The organism is Qipengyuania flava, from assembly GCF_011762005.1.
In the GTDB taxonomy this organism is placed as follows: Bacteria; Pseudomonadota; Alphaproteobacteria; order Sphingomonadales; family Sphingomonadaceae; genus Qipengyuania; species Qipengyuania flava.
The window spans coordinates 583,780-603,296 of sequence record NZ_JAASQU010000002.1 but is presented as its reverse complement, the minus strand read 5'-3'; the positions used below and the strand labels follow the sequence as shown (position 1 = coordinate 603,296).

19 protein-coding genes are annotated in these 19,517 nt (G+C 62.6%); 7 read left to right on the top strand and 12 right to left on the bottom strand.

Going from position 1 to position 19,517, the window contains the following annotated elements; translation table 11 throughout:
* The first annotated feature begins 38 nt into the window (after positions 1 to 38).
* Complete coding sequence (locus FHS69_RS09610; protein WP_067505054.1) at positions 39 to 371, top strand: hypothetical protein; 333 nt, start codon at positions 39 to 41, stop codon at positions 369 to 371.
* On the opposite strand, the gene FHS69_RS09605 is transcribed toward FHS69_RS09610, so the two are convergent.
* The gene (locus FHS69_RS09605) at positions 350 to 1,297 is read right to left on the bottom strand and encodes an L-threonylcarbamoyladenylate synthase (protein ID WP_166777502.1); all 948 of its coding nucleotides are present in this window, start codon (positions 1,295 to 1,297) and stop codon (positions 350 to 352) included. The two genes, FHS69_RS09610 and FHS69_RS09605, sit on opposite strands and share 22 nt — an antisense overlap.
* Before the next feature lie 47 nt (positions 1,298 to 1,344).
* Between FHS69_RS09605 and FHS69_RS09600 the strand changes: the two genes are divergently transcribed.
* On the top strand, positions 1,345 to 3,084 hold the full coding sequence (locus FHS69_RS09600) for an acyl-CoA dehydrogenase family protein (protein WP_166777501.1): 1,740 nt from the start codon (positions 1,345 to 1,347) through the stop codon (positions 3,082 to 3,084).
* On the opposite strand, the gene FHS69_RS09595 is transcribed toward FHS69_RS09600, so the two are convergent.
* On the bottom strand, positions 3,085 to 4,548 hold the full coding sequence (locus FHS69_RS09595) for a PQQ-dependent sugar dehydrogenase (protein ID WP_166777500.1): 1,464 nt from the start codon (positions 4,546 to 4,548) through the stop codon (positions 3,085 to 3,087).
* Positions 4,549 to 4,641: 93 nt separating this feature from the next.
* Between FHS69_RS09595 and FHS69_RS09590 the strand changes: the two genes are divergently transcribed.
* A complete protein-coding gene (locus tag FHS69_RS09590) occupies positions 4,642 to 5,124 on the top strand; it encodes a GAF domain-containing protein (protein WP_166777499.1) in 483 nt (160 codons plus the stop codon).
* Between the two features lie 120 nt (positions 5,125 to 5,244).
* A complete protein-coding gene (locus FHS69_RS13845; RefSeq protein WP_243844606.1) occupies positions 5,245 to 6,213 on the top strand; it encodes a glycine zipper 2TM domain-containing protein in 969 nt (322 codons plus the stop codon).
* A gap of 56 nt (positions 6,214 to 6,269) precedes the next feature.
* Here the strand turns inward: FHS69_RS13845 and FHS69_RS09580 are convergent, their stop codons facing one another.
* From FHS69_RS09580 to FHS69_RS09555, 6 genes are all read right to left on the bottom strand, one after another.
* Positions 6,270 to 7,241 (bottom strand): ParB/RepB/Spo0J family partition protein, encoded by a 972-nt coding sequence (locus tag FHS69_RS09580; protein WP_208380276.1) that lies wholly within the window; start codon positions 7,239 to 7,241, stop codon positions 6,270 to 6,272.
* Positions 7,238 to 8,023 carry a ParA family protein gene (locus FHS69_RS09575; protein ID WP_166777498.1) on the bottom strand — a complete coding sequence of 262 codons (786 nt, stop codon included), beginning with the start codon at positions 8,021 to 8,023 and terminating at the stop codon, positions 7,238 to 7,240. The genes FHS69_RS09580 and FHS69_RS09575 overlap by 4 nt, the downstream gene beginning before the upstream one ends.
* Positions 8,020 to 8,652 carry a 16S rRNA (guanine(527)-N(7))-methyltransferase RsmG gene (gene rsmG, locus FHS69_RS09570; RefSeq protein WP_166777497.1) on the bottom strand — a complete coding sequence of 211 codons (633 nt, stop codon included), beginning with the start codon at positions 8,650 to 8,652 and terminating at the stop codon, positions 8,020 to 8,022. Before rsmG ends, FHS69_RS09575 begins: the two co-directional genes overlap by 4 nt.
* Positions 8,649 to 10,499, bottom strand: a complete 1,851-nt coding sequence (gene mnmG / locus FHS69_RS09565) for a tRNA uridine-5-carboxymethylaminomethyl(34) synthesis enzyme MnmG (protein ID WP_166777496.1) — start codon at positions 10,497 to 10,499, stop codon at positions 8,649 to 8,651. The genes rsmG and mnmG overlap by 4 nt, the downstream gene beginning before the upstream one ends.
* Positions 10,500 to 10,572: 73 nt before the next feature.
* On the bottom strand, positions 10,573 to 11,847 hold the full coding sequence (mnmE, locus tag FHS69_RS09560; protein WP_166777495.1) for a tRNA uridine-5-carboxymethylaminomethyl(34) synthesis GTPase MnmE: 1,275 nt from the start codon (positions 11,845 to 11,847) through the stop codon (positions 10,573 to 10,575).
* Between the two features lie 18 nt (positions 11,848 to 11,865).
* Positions 11,866 to 12,129, bottom strand: a complete 264-nt coding sequence (locus FHS69_RS09555) for a DUF6489 family protein (protein ID WP_166777494.1) — start codon at positions 12,127 to 12,129, stop codon at positions 11,866 to 11,868.
* A gap of 98 nt (positions 12,130 to 12,227) precedes the next feature.
* Here FHS69_RS09555 and FHS69_RS09550 point away from each other — a divergent pair, with 98 nt between their 5' ends.
* From FHS69_RS09550 to FHS69_RS09540, 3 genes are read left to right on the top strand one after another with little or no spacing between them, the layout of a single operon-like run.
* The gene (locus FHS69_RS09550; protein WP_166777493.1) at positions 12,228 to 12,929 is read left to right on the top strand and encodes a dienelactone hydrolase family protein; all 702 of its coding nucleotides are present in this window, start codon (positions 12,228 to 12,230) and stop codon (positions 12,927 to 12,929) included.
* Positions 12,926 to 14,542 (top strand): FMN-binding glutamate synthase family protein, encoded by a 1,617-nt coding sequence (locus FHS69_RS09545; RefSeq protein ID WP_166777492.1) that lies wholly within the window; start codon positions 12,926 to 12,928, stop codon positions 14,540 to 14,542. Before FHS69_RS09550 ends, FHS69_RS09545 begins: the two co-directional genes overlap by 4 nt.
* A complete protein-coding gene (locus tag FHS69_RS09540) occupies positions 14,539 to 14,937 on the top strand; it encodes a nuclear transport factor 2 family protein (protein WP_067505030.1) in 399 nt (132 codons plus the stop codon). Before FHS69_RS09545 ends, FHS69_RS09540 begins: the two co-directional genes overlap by 4 nt.
* Here the strand turns inward: FHS69_RS09540 and FHS69_RS09535 are convergent, their stop codons facing one another.
* The 4 genes from FHS69_RS09535 to hemE form a co-directional block, all read right to left on the bottom strand.
* Positions 14,938 to 16,356, bottom strand: coding sequence for a histidine kinase dimerization/phosphoacceptor domain -containing protein (locus tag FHS69_RS09535; protein ID WP_166777491.1), 1,419 nt, complete (start codon positions 16,354 to 16,356; stop codon positions 14,938 to 14,940).
* Between the two features lie 70 nt (positions 16,357 to 16,426).
* Positions 16,427 to 17,692, bottom strand: a complete 1,266-nt coding sequence (gene rho / locus FHS69_RS09530) for a transcription termination factor Rho (RefSeq protein WP_067465250.1) — start codon at positions 17,690 to 17,692, stop codon at positions 16,427 to 16,429.
* 161 nt (positions 17,693 to 17,853) lie between these two features.
* The gene (locus FHS69_RS09525) at positions 17,854 to 18,297 is read right to left on the bottom strand and encodes a CopD family protein (protein WP_166777490.1); all 444 of its coding nucleotides are present in this window, start codon (positions 18,295 to 18,297) and stop codon (positions 17,854 to 17,856) included.
* Between the two features lie 33 nt (positions 18,298 to 18,330).
* A complete protein-coding gene (gene hemE / locus FHS69_RS09520) occupies positions 18,331 to 19,356 on the bottom strand; it encodes a uroporphyrinogen decarboxylase (RefSeq protein WP_166777489.1) in 1,026 nt (341 codons plus the stop codon).
* Positions 19,357 to 19,517: the final 161 nt, after the last annotated feature.

The window sequence follows — 19,517 nt, the reverse complement described above, 5'->3', positions numbered from 1 at the left end:
GTCATTATGGGCTAGGCGCGCTGCGGAAGGAATTTCGGATGCGTCGCCTAGCCCTTATGTTTCTGCTGCCTGCCAGCGCCGCGCTGGGCGGATGCCTGGCCAAGACCGTGGTTGATGTGGCCACAGCCCCGGTACGGGCAGTCAGCAAGGGCGTCGATCTGGCGACGACCAGCCAGTCGGAAGCCGACGAGAAGCGTGGCCGCGAAATTCGCCGCCGCGAGGAGCGCCTGGCCAAACTCGAGCGCGACTACGAAAAGCAGCTCGACGATTGCGAGGATGGCGATCGGCGCGCATGCGACGACGCGCGCGACACCTATGCCGAGATGCAGCAGATCATCCCGTCGATCCCCTACGAGCCCGAAGAGGACTGATCGGGAGGCGTTGCCGCGCGGCGCAGCCGATCGTTGATGGCCACCCCGATACCTTGCGCAGGTATCGGCGCGACCGCAATGCGGGGCTTCTTCGACAGCGCCGCAGCGTGCAAACACGCATAGAGGCGCGACGCGGCTTCCGCGAGATCACCGCTTTCGGACAGAGAGCAGTCCCCCTGCACCGGCCCGAATCCGATCACGAAGTCGTCTGGCGCAACTTCAGCGAGATCGAGCCGCATGGGCTTGCCGGGTGAATAGTGGCTCGCCATCTGCCCGGGCGCCTCGATCGTACTGCCCGCCGATGCATCGGCCGATAGCAGTACCGGTCCCGGGCGCAGGATTTCGACCCGGCCGTTCCCACGTATCGCGGCAATCGTCGACTCGACGCCCCGCTCGCATTCGCCGCCATCGAGCACCGCTTCGATCCGTTCATCGAGCGATGCCAGGACGTGCGTTGCACTCGTCGGGCTGATGAAGCCGCTGCGATTGGCCGAAGGCGCCGCGAGCGGAAGACCGCTCCGGCCGAGCACCGCACGCATGACGGGGTGCGCTGGCATGCGCAGCGCGACCGTATCGAGCCCGGCTGTCACCGCCGGGGCGAGACCGTTGCCTTCGCGCAGTGGCAGGACAAGCGTCAAGGGGCCCGGCCAGTGTTGTGCCGCCAGCCGCTCAGCTTGCGCGTCGAACATAGCGAATGCACGCGCCTGTTCGAGCGAGGCCACGTGAACGATCAGCGGATTGAAGCTGGGTCGTCCCTTGGCCTCATAGATGCGCGCGACCGCTGCCGCGTTGTCCGCACGCGCCGCCAACCCGTATACCGTTTCGGTCGGCAGCGCGACGAGCCCGCCGCCGCGCAGGATATCTCCCGCACGGTCAATGCCTGCTTGGTTGGCGCGAAGCGTTTCCGTAGCGTATTTGCCGCTCATGCCCGCGCGCTATATCTGCGTGCCCGACAAAGCCAAGAGGAACCGAAGTGACCTATACCCCCGCCACCCAGGACCAGCTGCTTGCCATTCGCGTAAACGCCGGGATCGAAGAGCTTGCCCAATCGGAAAAGTTCGCCGCTGCAGAGCCCGACATGGTCGAGGCCATCGTCGGTGGTATCGGCGAATTCGCCGCGGGTGAATGGGCGCCGCTGAACCGGGTTGGCGATCTCGAGGGCGCAAAGCTCGAGAACGGAGTTGTCACGCTGCCCGACGGCTTCGCCGCAGCCTATGAGCACTATGTCGAACAGGGCTGGAACGCGATCTCGGGTCCGACAGAGTTTGGCGGCCAGGGCCTGCCCTTCACGCTGTCCTGCAACGTGCTCGAGAATCTCGGAACAGCCAATATGGCGTTCAACCTGCTCCCGATGCTGAGTGTCGGCGCGATCGAATCGCTCGAGCATCACGGCTCGCCCGAGCTCCAGCAGAAATATCTGCCCAAGCTGGTGAGCGGTGAATGGTCGGGGACGATGAATCTCACCGAACCGCAGGCCGGATCGGACGTCGGCGCGCTGCGCACGACCGCCCACCTCATCGAAGACGGCGAACACGCGGGCAAGTATCGCATCAAGGGCCAGAAGATCTATATCACTTGGGGCGAGCACGATCTGGCGAAGAACATCATCCACCTCGTTCTCGCGCGCCTTCCCGATGCGCCCGAAGGCAGCCGCGGCATCTCGCTGTTCGTAGTGCCCAAATACCATGTGAAGGCCGATGGTTCGCCCGGGGCATACAATGATGTGCGCTGCGTCAGCATCGAGCACAAGCTCGGCATCAACGCCTCGCCCACCTGTGTCATGTCCTATGGCGATAATGACGAATGCATCGGCGAACTGGTGGGTGCGGAGAACCGCGGCCTGATGGCGATGTTTACGATGATGAACAACGCGCGGATCAATGTCGGTAATCAGGGCGTCCAGATCGGCGAACGCGCCACCCAGCAGGCGCAGATGTATGCCCGTGAACGCATCCAGTCGGCCCGCGCCGGCTCGCCCGACAAGGCCCCGGTGGCGATTCTCGAGCACCCGGACGTGCGCCGTATGCTGTTGCGCATGAAGGCGCTGACCGAAGGCGCGCGTGCGCTGCTCTACTATACCGCCGGCCAGGTCGATCGCGGGACGCTGGGCGATTCCGCTGCACGCGCACGCGGCGAAGTGCTGACCCCGCTGATCAAGGCCTGGGGCACCGACATCGGGATCGAAGTCGCCAGCCTCGGGGTGCAGGTCCATGGCGGAATGGGCTTTGTCGAGGAAACAGGCGCGGCGCAGCACTGGCGCGATTCGCGGATCGCGCCGATTTACGAAGGCACCAACGGAATCCAGGCGGCCGATCTGGTCACGCGCAAGCTCGGTATGGATGGTGGGGAGGCACTGACCGCCGTGCTTGCCGATATCGCGCGTGACGCGGGCGAGGAGTCTGGTCTGGCGGCGCTGGCGGCGGATTGCGAGAGCGTAGCCCTGTGGATGCGCGAAGAAGCCAGCCTCGATGACCGGCTTGCCGGCTCGGTGCCGTTCTGCACTATGTTCGCAGTGGCCGTGGCGGGTTGGCAGTTGCTGCGCCAGAAACGCGCTGTCGAGGGGGGCGCAGCGCCCGGCCTTGCGGCGACCAAGCAGGCCAGCGTGCGTTTCTTCCTCGACCGCGTCGTACCCGAGGCTGCGGGGCTCAAGGCTTCCGCAACCGCCGGCGCGGAACCGCTCTACGCGCTTTCCGCAGAGCAGTTCATCGGCTGACTATTCGGCGGCGACCCGGCGGGCGAAATCGTCCTCGCCGAAGGTCGCCGCCTGTCCCCGCAATTCGCGCTGCGGCGGCAAGCGTTCGCCCGTGATTCGCTCGATCCCGGGCTGCGCGGCCGCTTCAGGGGCGACGACGCGCCAGACGATGCCGGCCGTGTCGTCGGTCACCAGCAGCGATCCATCTGCTGCCCATTCCACCCAGGTCGGGCGTCCGCGTGTCGTGCCGTCATCCTTTAGGAAGCCTGTCAGCACGGGAACGGGCTTGCCCGTCGGATTGCCGCGTTCGTCGAAGGCGACATAGACGACATCGTAACCCGATGGGGGTTTGCGGTTCCAGGAACCGTGCCGCGCGATGAATGCGCCGCTGGCGAAATTATCGCCCATCTTTGCCCCGCCCTGGCTGAACACCAGGCCCAGCGCGGCCACATGCGGTCCAAGCGCGTATTCGGGGGTCCGTACATAGCTTAGCGCTTGCGGGATCGGGTATTTGACGCGGCGGTCGAAATTGTCACCGTAATAGATCCACGGCCAGCCGTAATGGACGCCAACGGGGACATTGGTCAGGTAGTCGGGAACGAGGTCCGAACCGAGCATGTCGCGTTCGTTCACCGTGGTCCACAACTCACCCGACCAGGGGCTGAAGTCGAGGCCGTTGGCATTGCGCAACCCTGCGCCGAAAACCCGCTGGCGGCCGGTTTCCAGATTGATCTCCCAGATCAGCGCACGACCCTGCTCGATCTCCATCCCGTCTTCGCCGATGTTGGACTTCGACCCGACCGCGGCATACAGCCGATCGCCATCGGGATGCAGCGCGAGATTGCGCATCCAGTGACCGGTTCCCTCGGCGAGGTCGGCGATCTTGCGCCCTTGCCCGGTCAGTTCGGTACCGCCGAGCGCATAATCGAATGCAAGCACTTCATCGTGGTTGGCGACGTAAAGCGTATCGTCGCCCCATGCGATGCCCGAAGGCGAATCGAGGTCATCACGTAGGGTATAGCGTCCTTCGGCGACGCCATCGCCATCTGCATCGCGCAGCAGCACGAGTTCATTCGCGCTTCCGCCGCCCGCACCGGCTTTGCGGAAAAGGAAGCCCGCAACAAGGTCGCGCAGCCAATTGCCGCCCTCGCCCGTGTCGAGCTTGGGCGCCCGGGTCAGAGTGACGAGGATATCGCCGTTCGGCAGCGCCTGTAGCGTGCGGGGATGATCGAGTCCGTCGGCAAAACGGTTCACGACAAGCCCCTCGGCAGCGAGGGGCAATTCGCCGTCGGCCCACCCCACGGGCTCGGCGATCGCCACAGTGGGAATGCTTTCTTCCTCGGGTTCGTCGAGTGTGGGGTCGGTGCCCACGGTTTCATCGAACGCGACATCGGCAGTGTCGCCCCGGGTCAGGAAATATCCGGCGGCGACGGCCAGCAGCAGGATGACGAGGAGCGCGATGCCCAGCTTCTTGAGTATGCTCATGCGTCAGCGAATAAGCGCACAGCGGCATCCCGGCAATGGGTGAGCGGCTTTGACAGCACTTGAAGCCAGATGGGCGCGCGCTACATGCCCGCAATGTTCGATTTCCGACCCGCGGCGGATACGCCCAAGCCCGAAGCCTACCGCCAACTCGTCGACGCCGCCGAGGCGCTCACCGCGGGCGAGCCGGATGGCGTCGCCAATATGGCCAATATGGCAGCCTTGCTGTGGGATTTCCTTCCCGAGCTCAACTGGGCGGGTTTCTATCGGGTCGTCGAGGATGAGCTGGTCCTCGGTCCGTTCATGGGGCGGCCTGCCTGCATCCGGATCCCGATGGGTCAGGGCGTTTGCGGGACCGCCGCGAAGGATGCGGCGACGCAGCTTGTCGAGGACGTCCATGCCTTTCCGGGCCACATTGCTTGCGACGCCGTGACCAATTCGGAGCTGGTCGTACCGGTGGTGCGGGACGGCACAGTCATCGCCGTGATCGATCTCGATAGTCCGGCCAAGGCGCGTTTCGATGCCGAGGACGCAGCAGGTATCGAGGCGCTCGCCGCGGCCATCGCCAAGCGGATTTGAACGGATTGCACCATGGCGGAACAGGCTTGGCGCGGCTTTTGCCATAGGCCGTGAGGCTGCTACCACCGTGTCCAGACATTCCTCGATGGCGCTGCCGCGAGGTATTCAGGAGCAAGAAGCATGATCGTCCGCGCCGCAACCTCGATTTTCGCCCTCTCCGCCGTCGGGCTCGCGTCGGCGCCGCTCGGGGCGCAGCAATCGATGTCCTACGAGACCGGCGAGTATGAATATGCGCAGCCGCTCCCCGAACTCGATGACGATGTCGTAACGGAGACGGTCGCCAAGCCGGTTGGCGAAACGGTTGCGCCGGCGGCACGCGTCATCCCTGCACGGCAACCCACTCCCCAGTTCGTGAGCAAGCCGACGATCCAGGCGATCGATCCCTCGGCGGATGAATACTACACTTACGAAGCACCGATCGAAGCCGACGCCCCGCTGCCAGCCGCGCGCACCATCGCCGCGCGTGCGCCTGCCGCAACCATGCAGGCCGAACAGCCGACCTATGTCTACGTCCAGTCGCCCCCGCAGGTCGTTTACGTCTACCCCGCGCAACAAGGTGTGCCCGTCTCTGGTGGTGCATCGCGGGTGATCTATACGGGGGCCCGTCCCTCTGTCGGTTCGACCGCACAACAGTCGCCGAATTCCGCAAACTCTGTCTACCTCCCGGCCGGGTCACAACTCGTGCAGTTCGATCGCGCGACGTGGCTCGAGGAATGCCGTGCGCGGCTCGACACCTATGAAAACGAGAGTGAGCGCGGCGAGATTCTCGGTGCACTCATTGGGGGCGCAGCCGGCGGATTGCTGGGCAATCGCATCGCCGGCTCCGGCAGCCGGACGGCAGGCACGCTGATCGGGGCCGGTGCGGGCGCAGTGGGCGGCGCACTGCTTGGCGACGCATTGGAGAGCCGGAAACGCGCGGGCTCCGACAGCGCGGCGCAATGCCAGGCTTATCTCGACGACTATATGAGGCAGGCAACCGCCTCTGCCGGCAGCGTCGCCTACAGCCAGCCGGGCCAGTACATGCTGCTACCGGTGACGGTCGAGGTTCCGCAGAGAGCGGTCTATCGCGACGGCACTCCGGCCAACTGAAGCCAGGTACGCGGACCGACAGACGCTGCAAGCTCCACGATTCGCCGAACGGCGGTTCAAATATCTCCGCCGGTAAGGCGCTGACAAATAAGGTCTAATTGATCCAGAGTGCGGAAGCGGATGGTGACCGCCCCGCTGTTCGGACTGGTGTCGGTGGTTATCTTCACCGGCATGCCGAGAAATTCCTCGAGATGGCCCTGAACCGCTTCGATATCGGCATTCGCGCCCGGCTCGGAGGTTAATCCCGCCTTCTCGGACGCAGGCGAGCGCTTGCGAGGCTTGCGTGTAAGCGCTTCCATTTCGCGCACCGACAGACCTTCGGAAACCGCTTTCTTCGCAAGATCGGCGGCTTCATCGCGGCCGACCAAGGCACGCGCATGGCCCATGGTGAGCGAGCCTTCGGCGAGAAAGGCAAGCACGGTGTCGGGTAACGCCAGCAGCCGCTGGAAATTCGCCACGTGGCTGCGCGACTTGTCGACCAGCTTGGCGATCTCCGCCTGCGTCATGCCCTCGTCCTCGGAGAGCTTCTGATAAGCGCGCGCCTCTTCGACCGGATTGAGATCCTCGCGCTGCAAATTTTCGATCAGGGCCAGCGCCATCACTTCACGCTGATCGAGCTCGCGAATCAGCGCAGGGATTTCATGCAGCCGCGCGCGTTGCGCGGCACGCCAGCGGCGTTCGCCCGCCACCAGCCGGTAGCGACCCTTTCCCAAGGGCGATACGATGATCGGCTGAATGACCCCGCGCGACGCGATCGACGAGGCGAGCGAATCCAGCCCTTCCTCGTCAAAATGTGTGCGGGGCTGGCCTGGCAACGGCTCGATATGCGCGACCGGGATCGATGCAAGCCCCTCGACATGCCCTTCGCGCGCCGCTGCTGCGCCGTTCCCAGCCTCTGCTGTCGATATGTCGGAGCGCACAAGTGGCTCTTCGCGCCGGGTTTCGCCCAGCAAAGCCCCAAGGCCCTTGCCGAGCTTTTTCTTGCGATCGATCTGCCGCATCTCGGGCTTGTCCGAAGTGTCGCTCATGCGGCTTTCCTTTTCTCTGGCAGGCGTCCGATCAGTTCGCGCGCAAGGCCGATATAGGCGCGACTGCCGGGGCAGGTGTGATCGTATACCAAGGCTGGCATGCCATGGCTGGGGGCTTCCGAAAGACGCACATTGCGTGGGATGACGTTGTCGAAAACGAGCTCCCCAAGGCAATCGCGCACATCGTCGGCGACCTGGTCGGTCAGGCGGTTCCGGCGATCGAACATGGTCAGAACCACGCCGACAATGCCGAGATCGGAATTGAAACCCTGCTGAACGCGCTCGACGGTCTGCAACAACTGGCTGAGACCTTCGAGGGCGAAGAATTCGCACTGGAGCGGAACGAGCAGAGTGTCCGCAGCGCAAAGCGCGTTCAACGTCAACAAACCGAGCGATGGCGGGCAGTCGATGAAGCACACGTCATATCCTGAGGACCCGGCTTGCGGTGCCAGCGCGTCCGAGAGGCGCCGGGTTCGGTCGTCAACCGACACGAGTTCGACTTCTGCGCCGGAAAGATCCTGCGTAGCAGGGACGATGTCGAGCCCGGGAATTTCGGTTGGCTGCGCAGCTTCCACCAGCGTTGCTTGGTCAAGCAGCAGGTCGTAACTCGTGGTCTCGCGATCTGCGCCCGCCACGCCCAGACCCGTCGACGCGTTGCCTTGAGGATCGAGATCGATGAGCAACGTCTTCCACCCCGTCGCCGCCATGGCCGTTGCGATATTGATCGCAGTGGTGGTCTTGCCGACCCCGCCCTTCTGATTGGCTATAGCGATCGTTATCATGCTTTGGCGCTCCATTGGCCGCGTCCGACAATGATGCCTGCTTCCGGGTCGGTCTGCGATTGTTCCACGTGGAACATGGACCGGCGGTGCTTTGGCAGTGCCTTTACTTCTTGCGCTGCCGAACGGCCTTTGGGCAACACCCAATGCGTTCGCTTTGTGGAGAAGCGTGCGGATAAATTGAGAAGCCGATCGAGGGGCGCAAAGGCACGCGCCGAGATTACCGCGACTTCGAAGCTCTGGACGTTCTCCAAACGCGCACCCTCAACGCGACAGTTGGTGAGCCCCATAGCTGCAGCCGCACGCTCGAGCCATTCGATCCGGCGTTTGCGCGATTCCACCAGAACCACCTCGAATGCGGGCCGCATTGCCGCGATAACGAGTCCCGGGAAACCCGCGCCGCTGCCCAAATCGAGCCACGGCTCGCTCAAGTCCTTCGGTGCATGTTCAAGCAATTGTGCCGAATCAGCAATGTGCCGCTGCCACATGAAATCCAGCGTCGCTTTGGCGATCAGGTTCTGGGACTGATTTTCAGCCGTCAGTTCACTCGCCAATACGTCAAGCCGCTCGATTGCCTGTGCGTCGGAACGGGCAACCACATAGGCGCGGGCGTCGGTCTCGCTCGCAATCATGCTGCAGCTTCGTACTTGCGCGCATGAACGAGAAGGGCTGCCAAAGCAGCAGGTGTCACGCCGCGAATCCGGCCGGCAGCCGCCAAGGTCTCCGGGCGCGCTTGGGAAAGCCGTTCAATCATCTCATTTGACAGGCCGGGGACTTGCCCGAATGGAAAGTCGGGGGCGAGGCGCTGATCCTCGCTGCGGCGCAGATCGGCCAGTTCGGAGTTCTGGCGAGCGAGATAGGGTGCGTAAAACGCGTCCTCGGCCAGCTCTGTGGCGAGCGGATCAGTCGGATCGACACTGTCGAGCCAGGGCGACAGCCTGACCAGATCGACATGACCGGCGGCCAACCAGTCTGATGCCGGTTTGGCACCCGCATCACGTTTCACGTGAAACCCTGCAGCTTCAAGGTCCTTTGCATGGATAGGGCGCGACAACTCGGATGTGTATTGCTGCCTGCGCTCTTCCCGGCGACGATACCATTCCGTGCGCCGAGGGCCAACGATGCCGCACTCGATACCGAGCGGAGTCAAGCGGGTGTCGGCATTGCTGGCCCGCAACCTGAGCCTGTATTCGGCACGGGACGTCAGCATCCGATAGGGCTCCGTGACACCTTGCAGGGTCAGATCGTCGAGCATGACCGCAATGTAGGAATTTGCGCGATCCAGATCAGCGACCTCGCGCCCGAGGACCTTTCCAGCGGCATGCATTCCGGCAACAAGCCCCTGCGCCGCCGCTTCCTCATAACCGGTGGTTCCGTTGATCTGGCCTGCGCAGTAGAGCCCCGGGATGGCATGCAGTTCCAATGTCGAACGCAAAGCCCGCGGGTCGACATGGTCATATTCGACGGCATAGCCGGGCACACGCATCTCGACCCGCTCCAGCCCCTCCATCGCACGCAGCATGCCAAGTTGGACATCGACGGGAAGCGAGGTGGAGATTCCGTTGGGGTAGACGAGATCGGTGCTCAACCCCTCGGGCTCGAGGAAGACTTGGTGCCCCTCTCGATCGCCGAAGCGGTGGATCTTGTCCTCGATCGACGGGCAATAGCGCGGCCCGGCGGCATCGATCGCTCCGGAGAACAGCGGTGAGCGGTCGAGATTGGCGCGGATGATATCGTGCGCTTGCTTATTGGTTCGCGTGATGGCGCAGAACACCTGCGGATTGGACCGAGCCCGGCTCAGCGAGCTCATCGTCCAGTTTTCATTATCCGAAGGCTGTTCCTCAAGCGCCGCCCAGTTGATCGTCCGGCCATCCAGCCTCGGAGGCGTTCCGGTCTTGAGCCTCTCCATCGGAAGGTCCGCCTCGCGCAATTGGCGCGCTAGGCGGTGTGCCGCACCTTCGTCGATGCGTCCGCCAACGAACCTCTCTTCCCCTCGGAATAGCGTCCCGCCAAGAAATGTGCCCGTGCAAAGAATGACTGCAGGCGATTCCATAACACCACCATCGGCCAGCTCGATTCCGGTTACACGCCCCCCGTCCAGGCGCAGCGCAGCGACTTCGCCCGCAATCAGTTCGAGCGATTCTTGCGTATGGACTGCATTTTGTACCGCCGCATGGAACAGCTGTCTGTCTGCCTGCACGCGGGGTCCCCAGACCGCACTGCCCTTCGAACGGTTGAGCATGCGATAATGGATGGCCGCGGCATCGGCTGCGCGAGCGATGATCCCGTCGAGCGCATCGATCTCCCGAACAAGGTGCCCCTTTCCCAATCCTCCAATTGCCGGATTGCAGCTCATGGCGCCGATTTTGGTAAGGTCGAGCGAAACGAGGCCCGTCCGCGCACCCATCCGCGCAGCAGCGCAGGCCGCTTCGACCCCGGCATGGCCGCCGCCGACTACAAGAACGTCAAAATTGTGCATTGTGAGCGCGCTTTAACGTTCGAAACGCTGCGGGTCAAAGCTGTGTTTCACGTGAAACATCCGGCTCGCACTACTACTTGCCGATACAGAACTGTCCGAACAGGGCATCGAGCATCTCTTCCGTGGAATCGCGGCCGACCAAACGATCGAGCGCAAATCTTGCCAATCGCAAATTCTCTGCTGCGATCAACAGGTCCGATCGGGTATCGACCTGGTCGAGGCAGGCAGCGGCCTCCAACGCGCATTGCTTCTGTCGGCGGTTGAAACCGATCCTGTCGACGGGCGGCAGGACCCCCCTTCCCCGATCAATTAGCGTATCGATCAACTCCGGTAGCCCCAGACCGGTTACCACCGAAACCGCTTGGCCATCCCCGAGATCCGAACTGTCGTCTAAATCCGCCTTCGCCCGGATCACGATGGAACCCTCTGGCGCGTCCGCGGGTGCACCGAGCCATAGCACAAGGTGCCCCTCGGCGATCTCCCGGCGGGCGCGCTCGATACCTATGGCCTCGATTGCCTCAGCACCCTCGTCCCGAACTCCAGCCGTATCGATCAAAATCAAGGGGACGCCCCCAAGCGCGATCGGTCGCTCGAGAACGTCCCGCGTGGTTCCGGCTACGTCGGTTACAATTGCCGCATCGTCGGACAGCAGTGCATTGAAGAGCGAAGACTTTCCTGCATTTGGGGGACCGGCCAGGACAACCCGAACACCATCGCGCAGACGCTCCGCTTCGGGTCGCGCAGCCACTTGTCGGATTTCGCCCGCAAGTTGCGCCACCTTCGCGGTGAAATCATCGGGGAGTGCCGCAACATCGTCTTCGTCCGCAAAGTCGATAACCGCCTCGACCGCGGCGGCCAGCGCAAGAACCCGGCTGCGCCATTCATCGATCCGGCGCGAGACGGCTCCACCCGCCGCCTGCATGGCACCGCGACGCTGCAATTCGGTTTCAGCTGAAAGCAAATCACCGAGCCCTTCGGCCTCGGCCAGATCCACTCGACCGTTGAGAAAGGCACGCCGGGTGAATTCGCCCGGCTCGGCTTCGCGCAGTCCCGGTATAGCCGCAAGGGCGTTGAGCACCGCGGCGACCACGGCCCTGCCCCCATGACAATGGAGCTCGACCAGGTCCTCCCCCGTGGCGGTACGCCGACCCGGGAACCACAAGACCAGCGCCACATCCAGCGTATCCCCTTCGTGGTCACGCAATTTGCGTACCACCGGCATACGTTCAGGCGGCAACCCACCCGCAAGAGAAGCCAGCGCCGATCCCGCCGCCGGACCGCTTATCCGGATGATACCGATCGCCGCCGGGAGCGCACCGCTGGATAACGCGTAAATCGTGTCGGACATGGTCAGTTGTCGGTTCGATCAGTCCTTGTCGCTGCTCGCTTGGTCCTTGCCGGCGCGCGCAGCGCTGGCCCCTTCCATGAAGCTCTGGAACAGCTTGAAACTGGCCTGCCCCATCGGTGCCAATTGCTTGGCATACTCCTGCAATTGCTCGGTGTTGTTCACGCCCTTCATCGCCTTCGACATCATATCGACATAGACGTCGTTCGCCTTGCCGACATCGGGCAGGCCCATGAACGAACGCGCCTCTTCGGGAGTGCAGTCGATTTCGATATGGACCTTCATGGCGATTTCTCCGTTATGGCTTGCAAGGCCCTATCTGGGTCCGCATCACGCGTCATGCAAGCATAAGACACCGAACGAACCGAGGGAGCCATCAAACCATGAGCGAAACCGTCACCGTTACCACGCTGAACGACGACAGCACTTTCGACGCCTATGTCGCGCGCCCTGCCGATACGCCGCGCGCCGCGATCGTCGTGATTCAGGAAATCTTCGGCGTGAACGCGGGCATCCGCCGCAAATGCGACAAGCTGGCCGAGGATGGCTATCTCGCGATCGCACCCGATCTCTTCTGGCGGCTCGAACCCGGTGTCGAACTCGACCCCGATGTCGAACCGGAATTCCAGCGCGCGCTCGACCTGATGGGCAAGTTCAACCAGGATCAGGGCATCCGCGATATCGAAGCGACCATCCATCATATCCGTGAGAAAGAGGGCGTCGCCAAGGTTGGTTGCGTCGGATACTGTCTTGGCGGACGGCTCGCCTATATGACCGCAGCGCGCACCGATGTGGATGCGAGCGTAGGCTATTACGGGGTCGGCATCGACGGGCTGCTTGGCGAAAAGCACGCGATCGCCAATCCCTTGCTCCTGCATATTCCGACCGAAGACGGCTTCGTCGACAAGGATACGCAGAAGGCGATGCATGAGGGGCTCGACGATCACCCCAAGGTCACGCTTTACGACTATGAGGGGCTCGACCACGGTTTCGCCACCGAATTCGGCAAGCGCCGCGCAGACGAAGCCGCGCAACTCGCCGATGGTCGCACAAGCGAGTTCTTCGCCCAGCATCTCGGCGGATGAAGAACCGGGCACATCTGCGCGAGTCCTCCGAACTGTTCATGCGGTTCGGGCCGACCGCCGTCGTTGTCCTGCTCACCGCGCTTTTCGGACTCGTAGACACATTACGATGGGGGTTGGTCATCACCCTCCCCCTCCTGCTGCTTGCGGCCTACGACTTCTTTCAGCGAAAACACACGCTGTGGCGCAATTACCCGCTGCTCGCGCATATTCGCTGGATCATGGAGGATCTGAGGCCGTACGCACGGGCTTACGTCGTCGAAGGCGATCTCGAGGGCCGGCCCTTCAATCACCAGCAGCGGGCGCTGGTCTATGCGCGCGCCAAGGGTCAACTCGATTCCCATCCATTCGGCACCGAACTCGACGTCTACTCCGACGAATACGAGTGGCTCGCTCATTCCATCGTCCCCAATGCGCAGGCCCCCCTTGAATGGCGGGTCGATGTCGGCAGCCGGCAATGCACGCAGCCATACTCCGCAGCCTTGCTGAACATATCGGCAATGAGCTTCGGGTCGCTCTCTGCCAATGCGATCATGGCGCTCAACAAGGGCGCGGCGGCCGGAAATTTCTACCACGACACCGGTGAAGGCGGCATTTCCCGCTACCACCGCTCTCACGGGGGAGATCTGGTCTGGGAGATCGGTAGCGGCTATTTCGGGTGCCGAACCGATGATGGCCAATTCGACCCTGCGCAATTTGCCGATAACGCGCGCGATCCCCAGGTCAAGATGGTGGAGATCAAGCTCAGCCAAGGGGCCAAGCCGGGCCATGGCGGCGTGCTGCCGGGAAGCAAGGTAACCCAAGAGATCGCCGAAGCCCGCGGCGTGCCCATGGGCAGCGATTGCATATCGCCGCCTGCGCATGCGACCTTCTCCACCCCGATCGGACTGCTCGAATGGGCCGGAGAACTACGCGAGCTTTCCGGCGGTAAGCCGGTCGGCATCAAGCTGTGTGTCGGCAAGCCGCACGAAGTCTTCGCAATCATGAAAGCCATGCGCGAGACGGGAATCACGCTAGACTATATCGTGGTCGACGGTGCCGAGGGGGGAACCGGAGCGGCGCCAGTCGAATTCTCGAACCGTGTCGGAATGCCGCTGCGCGAAGGTCTGATCCTGGTGCGCAACGCGCTTGTCGGCACCGGCCTCAAACCCGAGGTCAAGCTGGCGGCGGCAGGAATGGTCCATTCGGGCGCAGGAATGGCCATGAATTTCGGCTTGGGCGCCGACTGGTGCAATGCCGGTCGTGGCTTCATGTTCGCGCTCGGTTGCGTCCAGTCGATGAAGTGCCATGCCGATACCTGCCCGACGGGGATCGCCACACAGGATGCCACCCGCCAACGTGGTCTCGTCCCGATGGAAAAGGCCGAACGCGTGGCTCGCTTCCAACGCCATACGTTGCATTCCTTCCGTGAAATGGTGGTCGCGATGGGGCTCGACAATCCGTGGCAGATTGCACCCGCTCACATATCCGAGCGGCAGAACGGTGCACAATCCGACAGCATCGATCGGCTTCATCACTTCCTCCAACCCGGGGAGTTGCTCGACTCCTCCGAAAGCACGCCGTATGCCAGCGCCTGGGCCGCCGCACGGGCGGATACATTCGGGGAGGCAGCATGACGGCGGAACGTGGACTCAAAGCTTGGCACGATGTGATGCAGGGTGGCAATTCGCCCGATGCACTTGCGGCCATCATTGCCGAGGATGCCGTGTTCCATTCCCCGGTGGTCCATACGCCGCAACGCGGCCGGCCCATCGTCGTCGCCTACCTTTCAGCGGCGGGTCAGACCCTGGGTAACGACAGTTTCGAATATGTCCGCGAACTGGTCGACGGCGACAATGCCATGCTCGAATTCACCACCGAGATGGATGGCATCCACGTCAACGGAATCGATCTGATCCGTTTCGACAGCGATGGAAAAATCATCGATTTCAAGGTCATGGTGCGGCCCTTGAAAGCCGTCAACAAGGTCTGGGAACAGATGGCCGCAATGCTCGAGACCATGCAGAAATAATCAGCTGGTCGCAGCCTTGGCGGCGAGCGGCATAGTCAGTTCGAAATAGGTACCCCTGTCTGCCGGCAGATAGGTTGTCTCCGCGTTGAGCTGGGCGGCGAGCGCGCTGACGATCCGCTGGCCCAAGCTGCTGCTTTCCGGGTTGGCGGCGGATTTCACGCCTTCCCCGTCATTGCAGATCGCCATCCGTAGCCGTTCGCCTGCGATCTCGGTCGAAACCGAAACCGTGCCGGTATCCCCCGAACCGTAAGCATGTTTTGCCGAGTTGATGGCCATCTCGACCATGATCAGCGCCAGGGGAACCGAGGTTTCGACTCCCAGCTCGAACCGTCCGCCGGAATGAGAAAAATCGAAGGATATCCCGTCCCGGTGGCCCACGCTCGCCACCACATGGCTCAAGAGATCCTCCAGATAGGCGATGATCTCGACCCGGTCATGCGCGTCCGTATCGTAAAGCCGTTCGTGCACGCGTGCGACGGTCTCCACCCGCCCCCGTGCCTCGCGCAGTCTGGTGGTCACTTCGTCGTCGGCAGCGCGCTCCTGAAGTTTCAGCAGCGAAGAGATGATCTGCAAGCTGTTCTTCACGCGATGGTTGACCTCGTGCAACAGCAGATCCTTCGTAGCGAGCGCTGTCGCCAGATCCCGCTCGGCCGCCTTGCGGTCGCTGATGTCCAGAGTTGCAACGAAAAGGCGCCTGCGCGCATTATGCATCCGCGTGACGGTCGAAACGAACCAGCGGTCGCGCGTTTCTTCGCGCCAAGGAAATTCGAGGATCGTGGGATCGTCTGACAAAGCCGCCGTGCGCAGCAGTGCGCTGACCCCATCGGCGCGTTCCTCACCGAGCAACGCCGTTCCCGATTGACCTTTGAGGGTTTCCACACCCAGTGCCGCGGCCATCCGGCTGTTACCCATCACGAATTCGAAATCGTCGCCGGTCAGATCGATCACTGCGGTATAAAGGCCCGCGGTCTCGAAAAACGCGCGAACCGTATCCTCGCTGTCGCGCAGTTCGCCTCGTGTCCGGTTGGTTTCGCTCTCATCCCGAATGGTGAGCACGGCACCGACCTGCTCGCCATTCTCGCCGAGCAGTGGCTTGGCCGTACCGATCGCATGGACGTCGCTGCCATCGGGCCTGCGAATGACCCATGGCGCATCCACGACAGTCGCCCCGCCAACGGCTTGCGCCAGGGGAAGCTTTTCCGGCGGGTAAGGTTCACCCTCGATCGTAAATAGATGATAACGTTCGGAATAGTCTTCCGGGACGACATCGAGTTCGGCGACCCCATGCATGACACGTGCCGCCTCGTTCACATAACGGATAGAGCCTCTTTCGTCGGTGACGATGATGCCTTCGCGCAATTGATCAAGTACGGCAGTCAATGCGACCTGGCCGAGGTCGAAGATGGGAAGCGGTGTCACGCGCTTCCCCCTAACGCAAAAATCTTTCGATTGTTACTATTTTGTCGTGCGGATAAACCCGCAAGGGAACCTACTGGTTCATATTGGCAAAGAAGTCCTCGTTGGTCTTCGAATCCTTCATCTTGTCGAGGAGGAATTCCATCGCGTCGACCGTGCCCATCTGCATGAGAATCCGGCGTAGCACCCACATCTTTGACAGCTTGTCCTTCTCGACCAGCAGCTCTTCCTTGCGCGTGCCGCTCTTGCCGACATCGAGCGCGGGGAAGATGCGCTTGTCCGCGACCTTGCGGTCGAGTACGATTTCCGAGTTACCGGTGCCCTTGAACTCTTCGAAGATGACCTCGTCCATGCGGCTACCGGTATCGATCAGCGCAGTGGCGATGATCGACAGCGAGCCACCTTCCTCGATATTGCGTGCCGCACCGAAAAAGCGCTTCGGGCGTTGCAGCGCATTGGCATCGACACCACCGGTCAGCACCTTGCCCGAGCTCGGCACCACCGTGTTGTAGGCGCGACCAAGGCGCGTGATCGAGTCGAGCAGGATCACGACGTCCTTCTTGTGCTCGACCAGCCGCTTGGCCTTCTCGATCACCATTTCGGCGACCTGGACGTGGCGGTTCGCGGGCTCGTCGAAGGTCGAGGAGATCACTTCGCCGTTCACGCTGCGCTGCATGTCGGTAACTTCCTCGGGTCGCTCGTCGACGAGCAGGACCAGCAGGAACACTTCGGGATGGTTGTCGGTGATCGCCTTGGCGATGTTTTGCAGCAGCACCGTCTTACCCGTCCGCGGCGGCGCGACGATCAGCGCGCGCTGGCCTTTGCCCTGCGGCGAAATGATGTCGATCACCCGCGCCGACTTGTCCTTCACCGTCGGATCGAGCGTGTCGAGCGTCAGCTTCTCTTCGGGATAGAGCGGCGTGAGATTGTCGAAATTCGTCCGCGTGCGGACATTCGCCGGGTCTTCGTAATTGACCGCGGTCAGCCCGGTCAGGGCGAAATAGCGTTCGCCTTCCTGCGGCGCACGGATCTGGCCTTCGACAGTATCGCCGGTACGCAGGCCCCATTTGCGGATCTGGTTGGGCGAGACGTAGATATCGTCCGGACCGGCAAGGTAGTTCGCCTCGGGGCTGCGCAGGAAGCCGAAGCCGTCCTGCAGCACCTCAATGGTGCCGATCCCCATGATTTCCTCGTTGTAATCCTCGTCATCCGCGAGTTCGCGCAGGATGCAGAACATGAGGTCCTGCCGCCGCATGGTGCCGGCCGCCTCGACGCCCAGTTCCTCGGCCATCGCGACCAGGTCCGCCGGGGCTTTTGCTTTCAGATCCTTGAGATGCATGTGTCTTCACTCGGTATTCGGGTTTGGATGGCCGGCAGGTCGGTATGGGCTTGGAGAAAGCGGACCCGGCCTCGTCCATATGCGAGGCCCGTAGCCGGTAGATGGGCTTCAATTACGAGCGCGCCGCAAGGGCGTCAATCGCGAATGCGATATGTCGCAACTCAGAAGGGTTTGACGATCACGAGAACCACGATGATCGCCAGCGCGATTCCGGGAAATTCGCCCCAAATGCGCAACTGCTTCTCGCTCATCGGACGTTCGCCCGCGATCATTTTCTTCGACCGCGCCACCATGATGCCGTGGAAGCCGGTCAGCAGGATCACGAACAGCAATTTGGCATGGAACCAGCCCTGGTCCCATGCGCCGATGGTCATCGCCAGAGCCAGCCCGAGAACCCAAACGACGAGAAGGCTGGGGGTCAGGATGACCTTGCGCAGCAATCCCATGCGCTTGGCCCAGAGATCGCTTTCAGGCGATCCTGCAGCAGCCGCATGCAGGTAGATCATCTGCCGCGGCAGCATGAACAGGCCTGCCATCCAGAACACCATGAATATGATGTGTCCTGCCTTGAGCCACAGATAGGTCATTGCGAGCGCTTCCTGCATCGCTGGTCCATGTAGGGATCGCTCATGCCCGCGTCACCCCTCGAAAGCGCGTACGGTGGCCAGCAAGCGCTCGACATGCGCGATCGGCGTACGGCGGTCGATCCCGTGCCCCAGATTGAAAACATGCGGTCGATCGGCAAAGGCTTCGAGGATGAACCGCGCACGCGCTTCGAGCCGGTCGCTTCCGGCCAGTAGCAGCAGGGGGTCGAAATTGCCCTGGACGGGCATTCCCGCGGGCAATTCCCGTGCGGCCCACTCCGGATCGATGGTTTCATCCACCCCGACTGCCTGCACCCCTGTTTCCCGCGCATAAGCCGGCAACTTCTCCCCGGCCCCCTTCGGAAAGCCGATCACCGGCGTATCGGGATGCCGCTCGCGAAGCGCGGCAACGATCCGCGCATTGGGACCGATTACCAGCCGTTCGAATTCGTCGGGGGCGAGGCTGCCCGACCAGCTGTCGAACAGCTGGACCGCTTCCGCACCCGCCGCGATCTGACCCGAAAGATAGTCGATCGTCTCGCCCACGATCGCATCGAGGATGGCATCCAGCTTGCCCGGGTCGCCGTAGGCCATCGCCCGCGCGGCGTGCTGGTCGCGGCTGCCTTCGCCCGCGACCATATAGGTCGCCACGGTCCACGGACTGCCTGCAAAGCCCAGCATGGTCACCCCTTGGGGCAATCTCTGGCGGCACAGCCGAACGGTTTCGTAAATCGGCTCGTAGCGGGTTCGGTCGGCTGCAAGCGCCTCGAGCGAGGTGTCGGCCAGCGCAGGCGAGAGCTTGGGCCCTTCCCCGGCAAGGAACTCGAGATGCTGGCCCAGCGCATGCGGCACGATGAGGATGTCGGAGAACAGGATCGCCCCATCGAAACCGAACCGGTCGATCGGCTGGAGCGTAATCTCGCACGCGGCCTCGCTGTCGTAGGCCATCGCGAGAAATCCGCCCTTCTGTTCCCTCAGAGCACGATACTCGGGCAGGTAACGTCCTGCTTGCCGCATGAGCCAGAGAGGCACGCGATCAGCGCGCTTGCCGTTCAGCGTGTCGAGTAGGAGTCCAGGCATCGAGAGGGTCCAATCCAATAAATAATGATATTTATATTAGGTTGCTGGAGTCTGTTGGCCCTGTGGATTTCAGGGATAACCGGCCCCTGCCCGATTTCTCCCGTGCTGCAAAGGGTCACTGCCGGGATCGCGACTCGCCACCGGCCATGAGTCGAGTCAAA

Coding starts and splice junctions, on each gene's coding strand:
- FHS69_RS09610 (WP_067505054.1), top strand. CDS start 39: ATGCGTCGCCTAGCCCTTATGTTTCTGCTGCCTGCCAGCGCCGCGCTG.
- FHS69_RS09605 (WP_166777502.1), bottom strand. CDS start 1,297: ATGAGCGGCAAATACGCTACGGAAACGCTTCGCGCCAACCAAGCAGGC.
- FHS69_RS09595 (WP_166777500.1), bottom strand. CDS start 4,548: ATGAGCATACTCAAGAAGCTGGGCATCGCGCTCCTCGTCATCCTGCTG.
- FHS69_RS09590 (WP_166777499.1), top strand. CDS start 4,642: ATGTTCGATTTCCGACCCGCGGCGGATACGCCCAAGCCCGAAGCCTAC.
- FHS69_RS13845 (WP_243844606.1), top strand. CDS start 5,245: ATGATCGTCCGCGCCGCAACCTCGATTTTCGCCCTCTCCGCCGTCGGG.
- FHS69_RS09580 (WP_208380276.1), bottom strand. CDS start 7,241: ATGAGCGACACTTCGGACAAGCCCGAGATGCGGCAGATCGATCGCAAG.
- FHS69_RS09575 (WP_166777498.1), bottom strand. CDS start 8,023: ATGATAACGATCGCTATAGCCAATCAGAAGGGCGGGGTCGGCAAGACC.
- rsmG (WP_166777497.1), bottom strand. CDS start 8,652: ATGATTGCGAGCGAGACCGACGCCCGCGCCTATGTGGTTGCCCGTTCC.
- mnmG (WP_166777496.1), bottom strand. CDS start 10,499: ATGCACAATTTTGACGTTCTTGTAGTCGGCGGCGGCCATGCCGGGGTC.
- mnmE (WP_166777495.1), bottom strand. CDS start 11,847: ATGTCCGACACGATTTACGCGTTATCCAGCGGTGCGCTCCCGGCGGCG.
- FHS69_RS09555 (WP_166777494.1), bottom strand. CDS start 12,129: ATGAAGGTCCATATCGAAATCGACTGCACTCCCGAAGAGGCGCGTTCG.
- FHS69_RS09550 (WP_166777493.1), top strand. CDS start 12,228: ATGAGCGAAACCGTCACCGTTACCACGCTGAACGACGACAGCACTTTC.
- FHS69_RS09545 (WP_166777492.1), top strand. CDS start 12,926: ATGAAGAACCGGGCACATCTGCGCGAGTCCTCCGAACTGTTCATGCGG.
- FHS69_RS09540 (WP_067505030.1), top strand. CDS start 14,539: ATGACGGCGGAACGTGGACTCAAAGCTTGGCACGATGTGATGCAGGGT.
- rho (WP_067465250.1), bottom strand. CDS start 17,692: ATGCATCTCAAGGATCTGAAAGCAAAAGCCCCGGCGGACCTGGTCGCG.
- FHS69_RS09525 (WP_166777490.1), bottom strand. CDS start 18,297: ATGCAGGAAGCGCTCGCAATGACCTATCTGTGGCTCAAGGCAGGACAC.
- hemE (WP_166777489.1), bottom strand. CDS start 19,356: ATGCCTGGACTCCTACTCGACACGCTGAACGGCAAGCGCGCTGATCGC.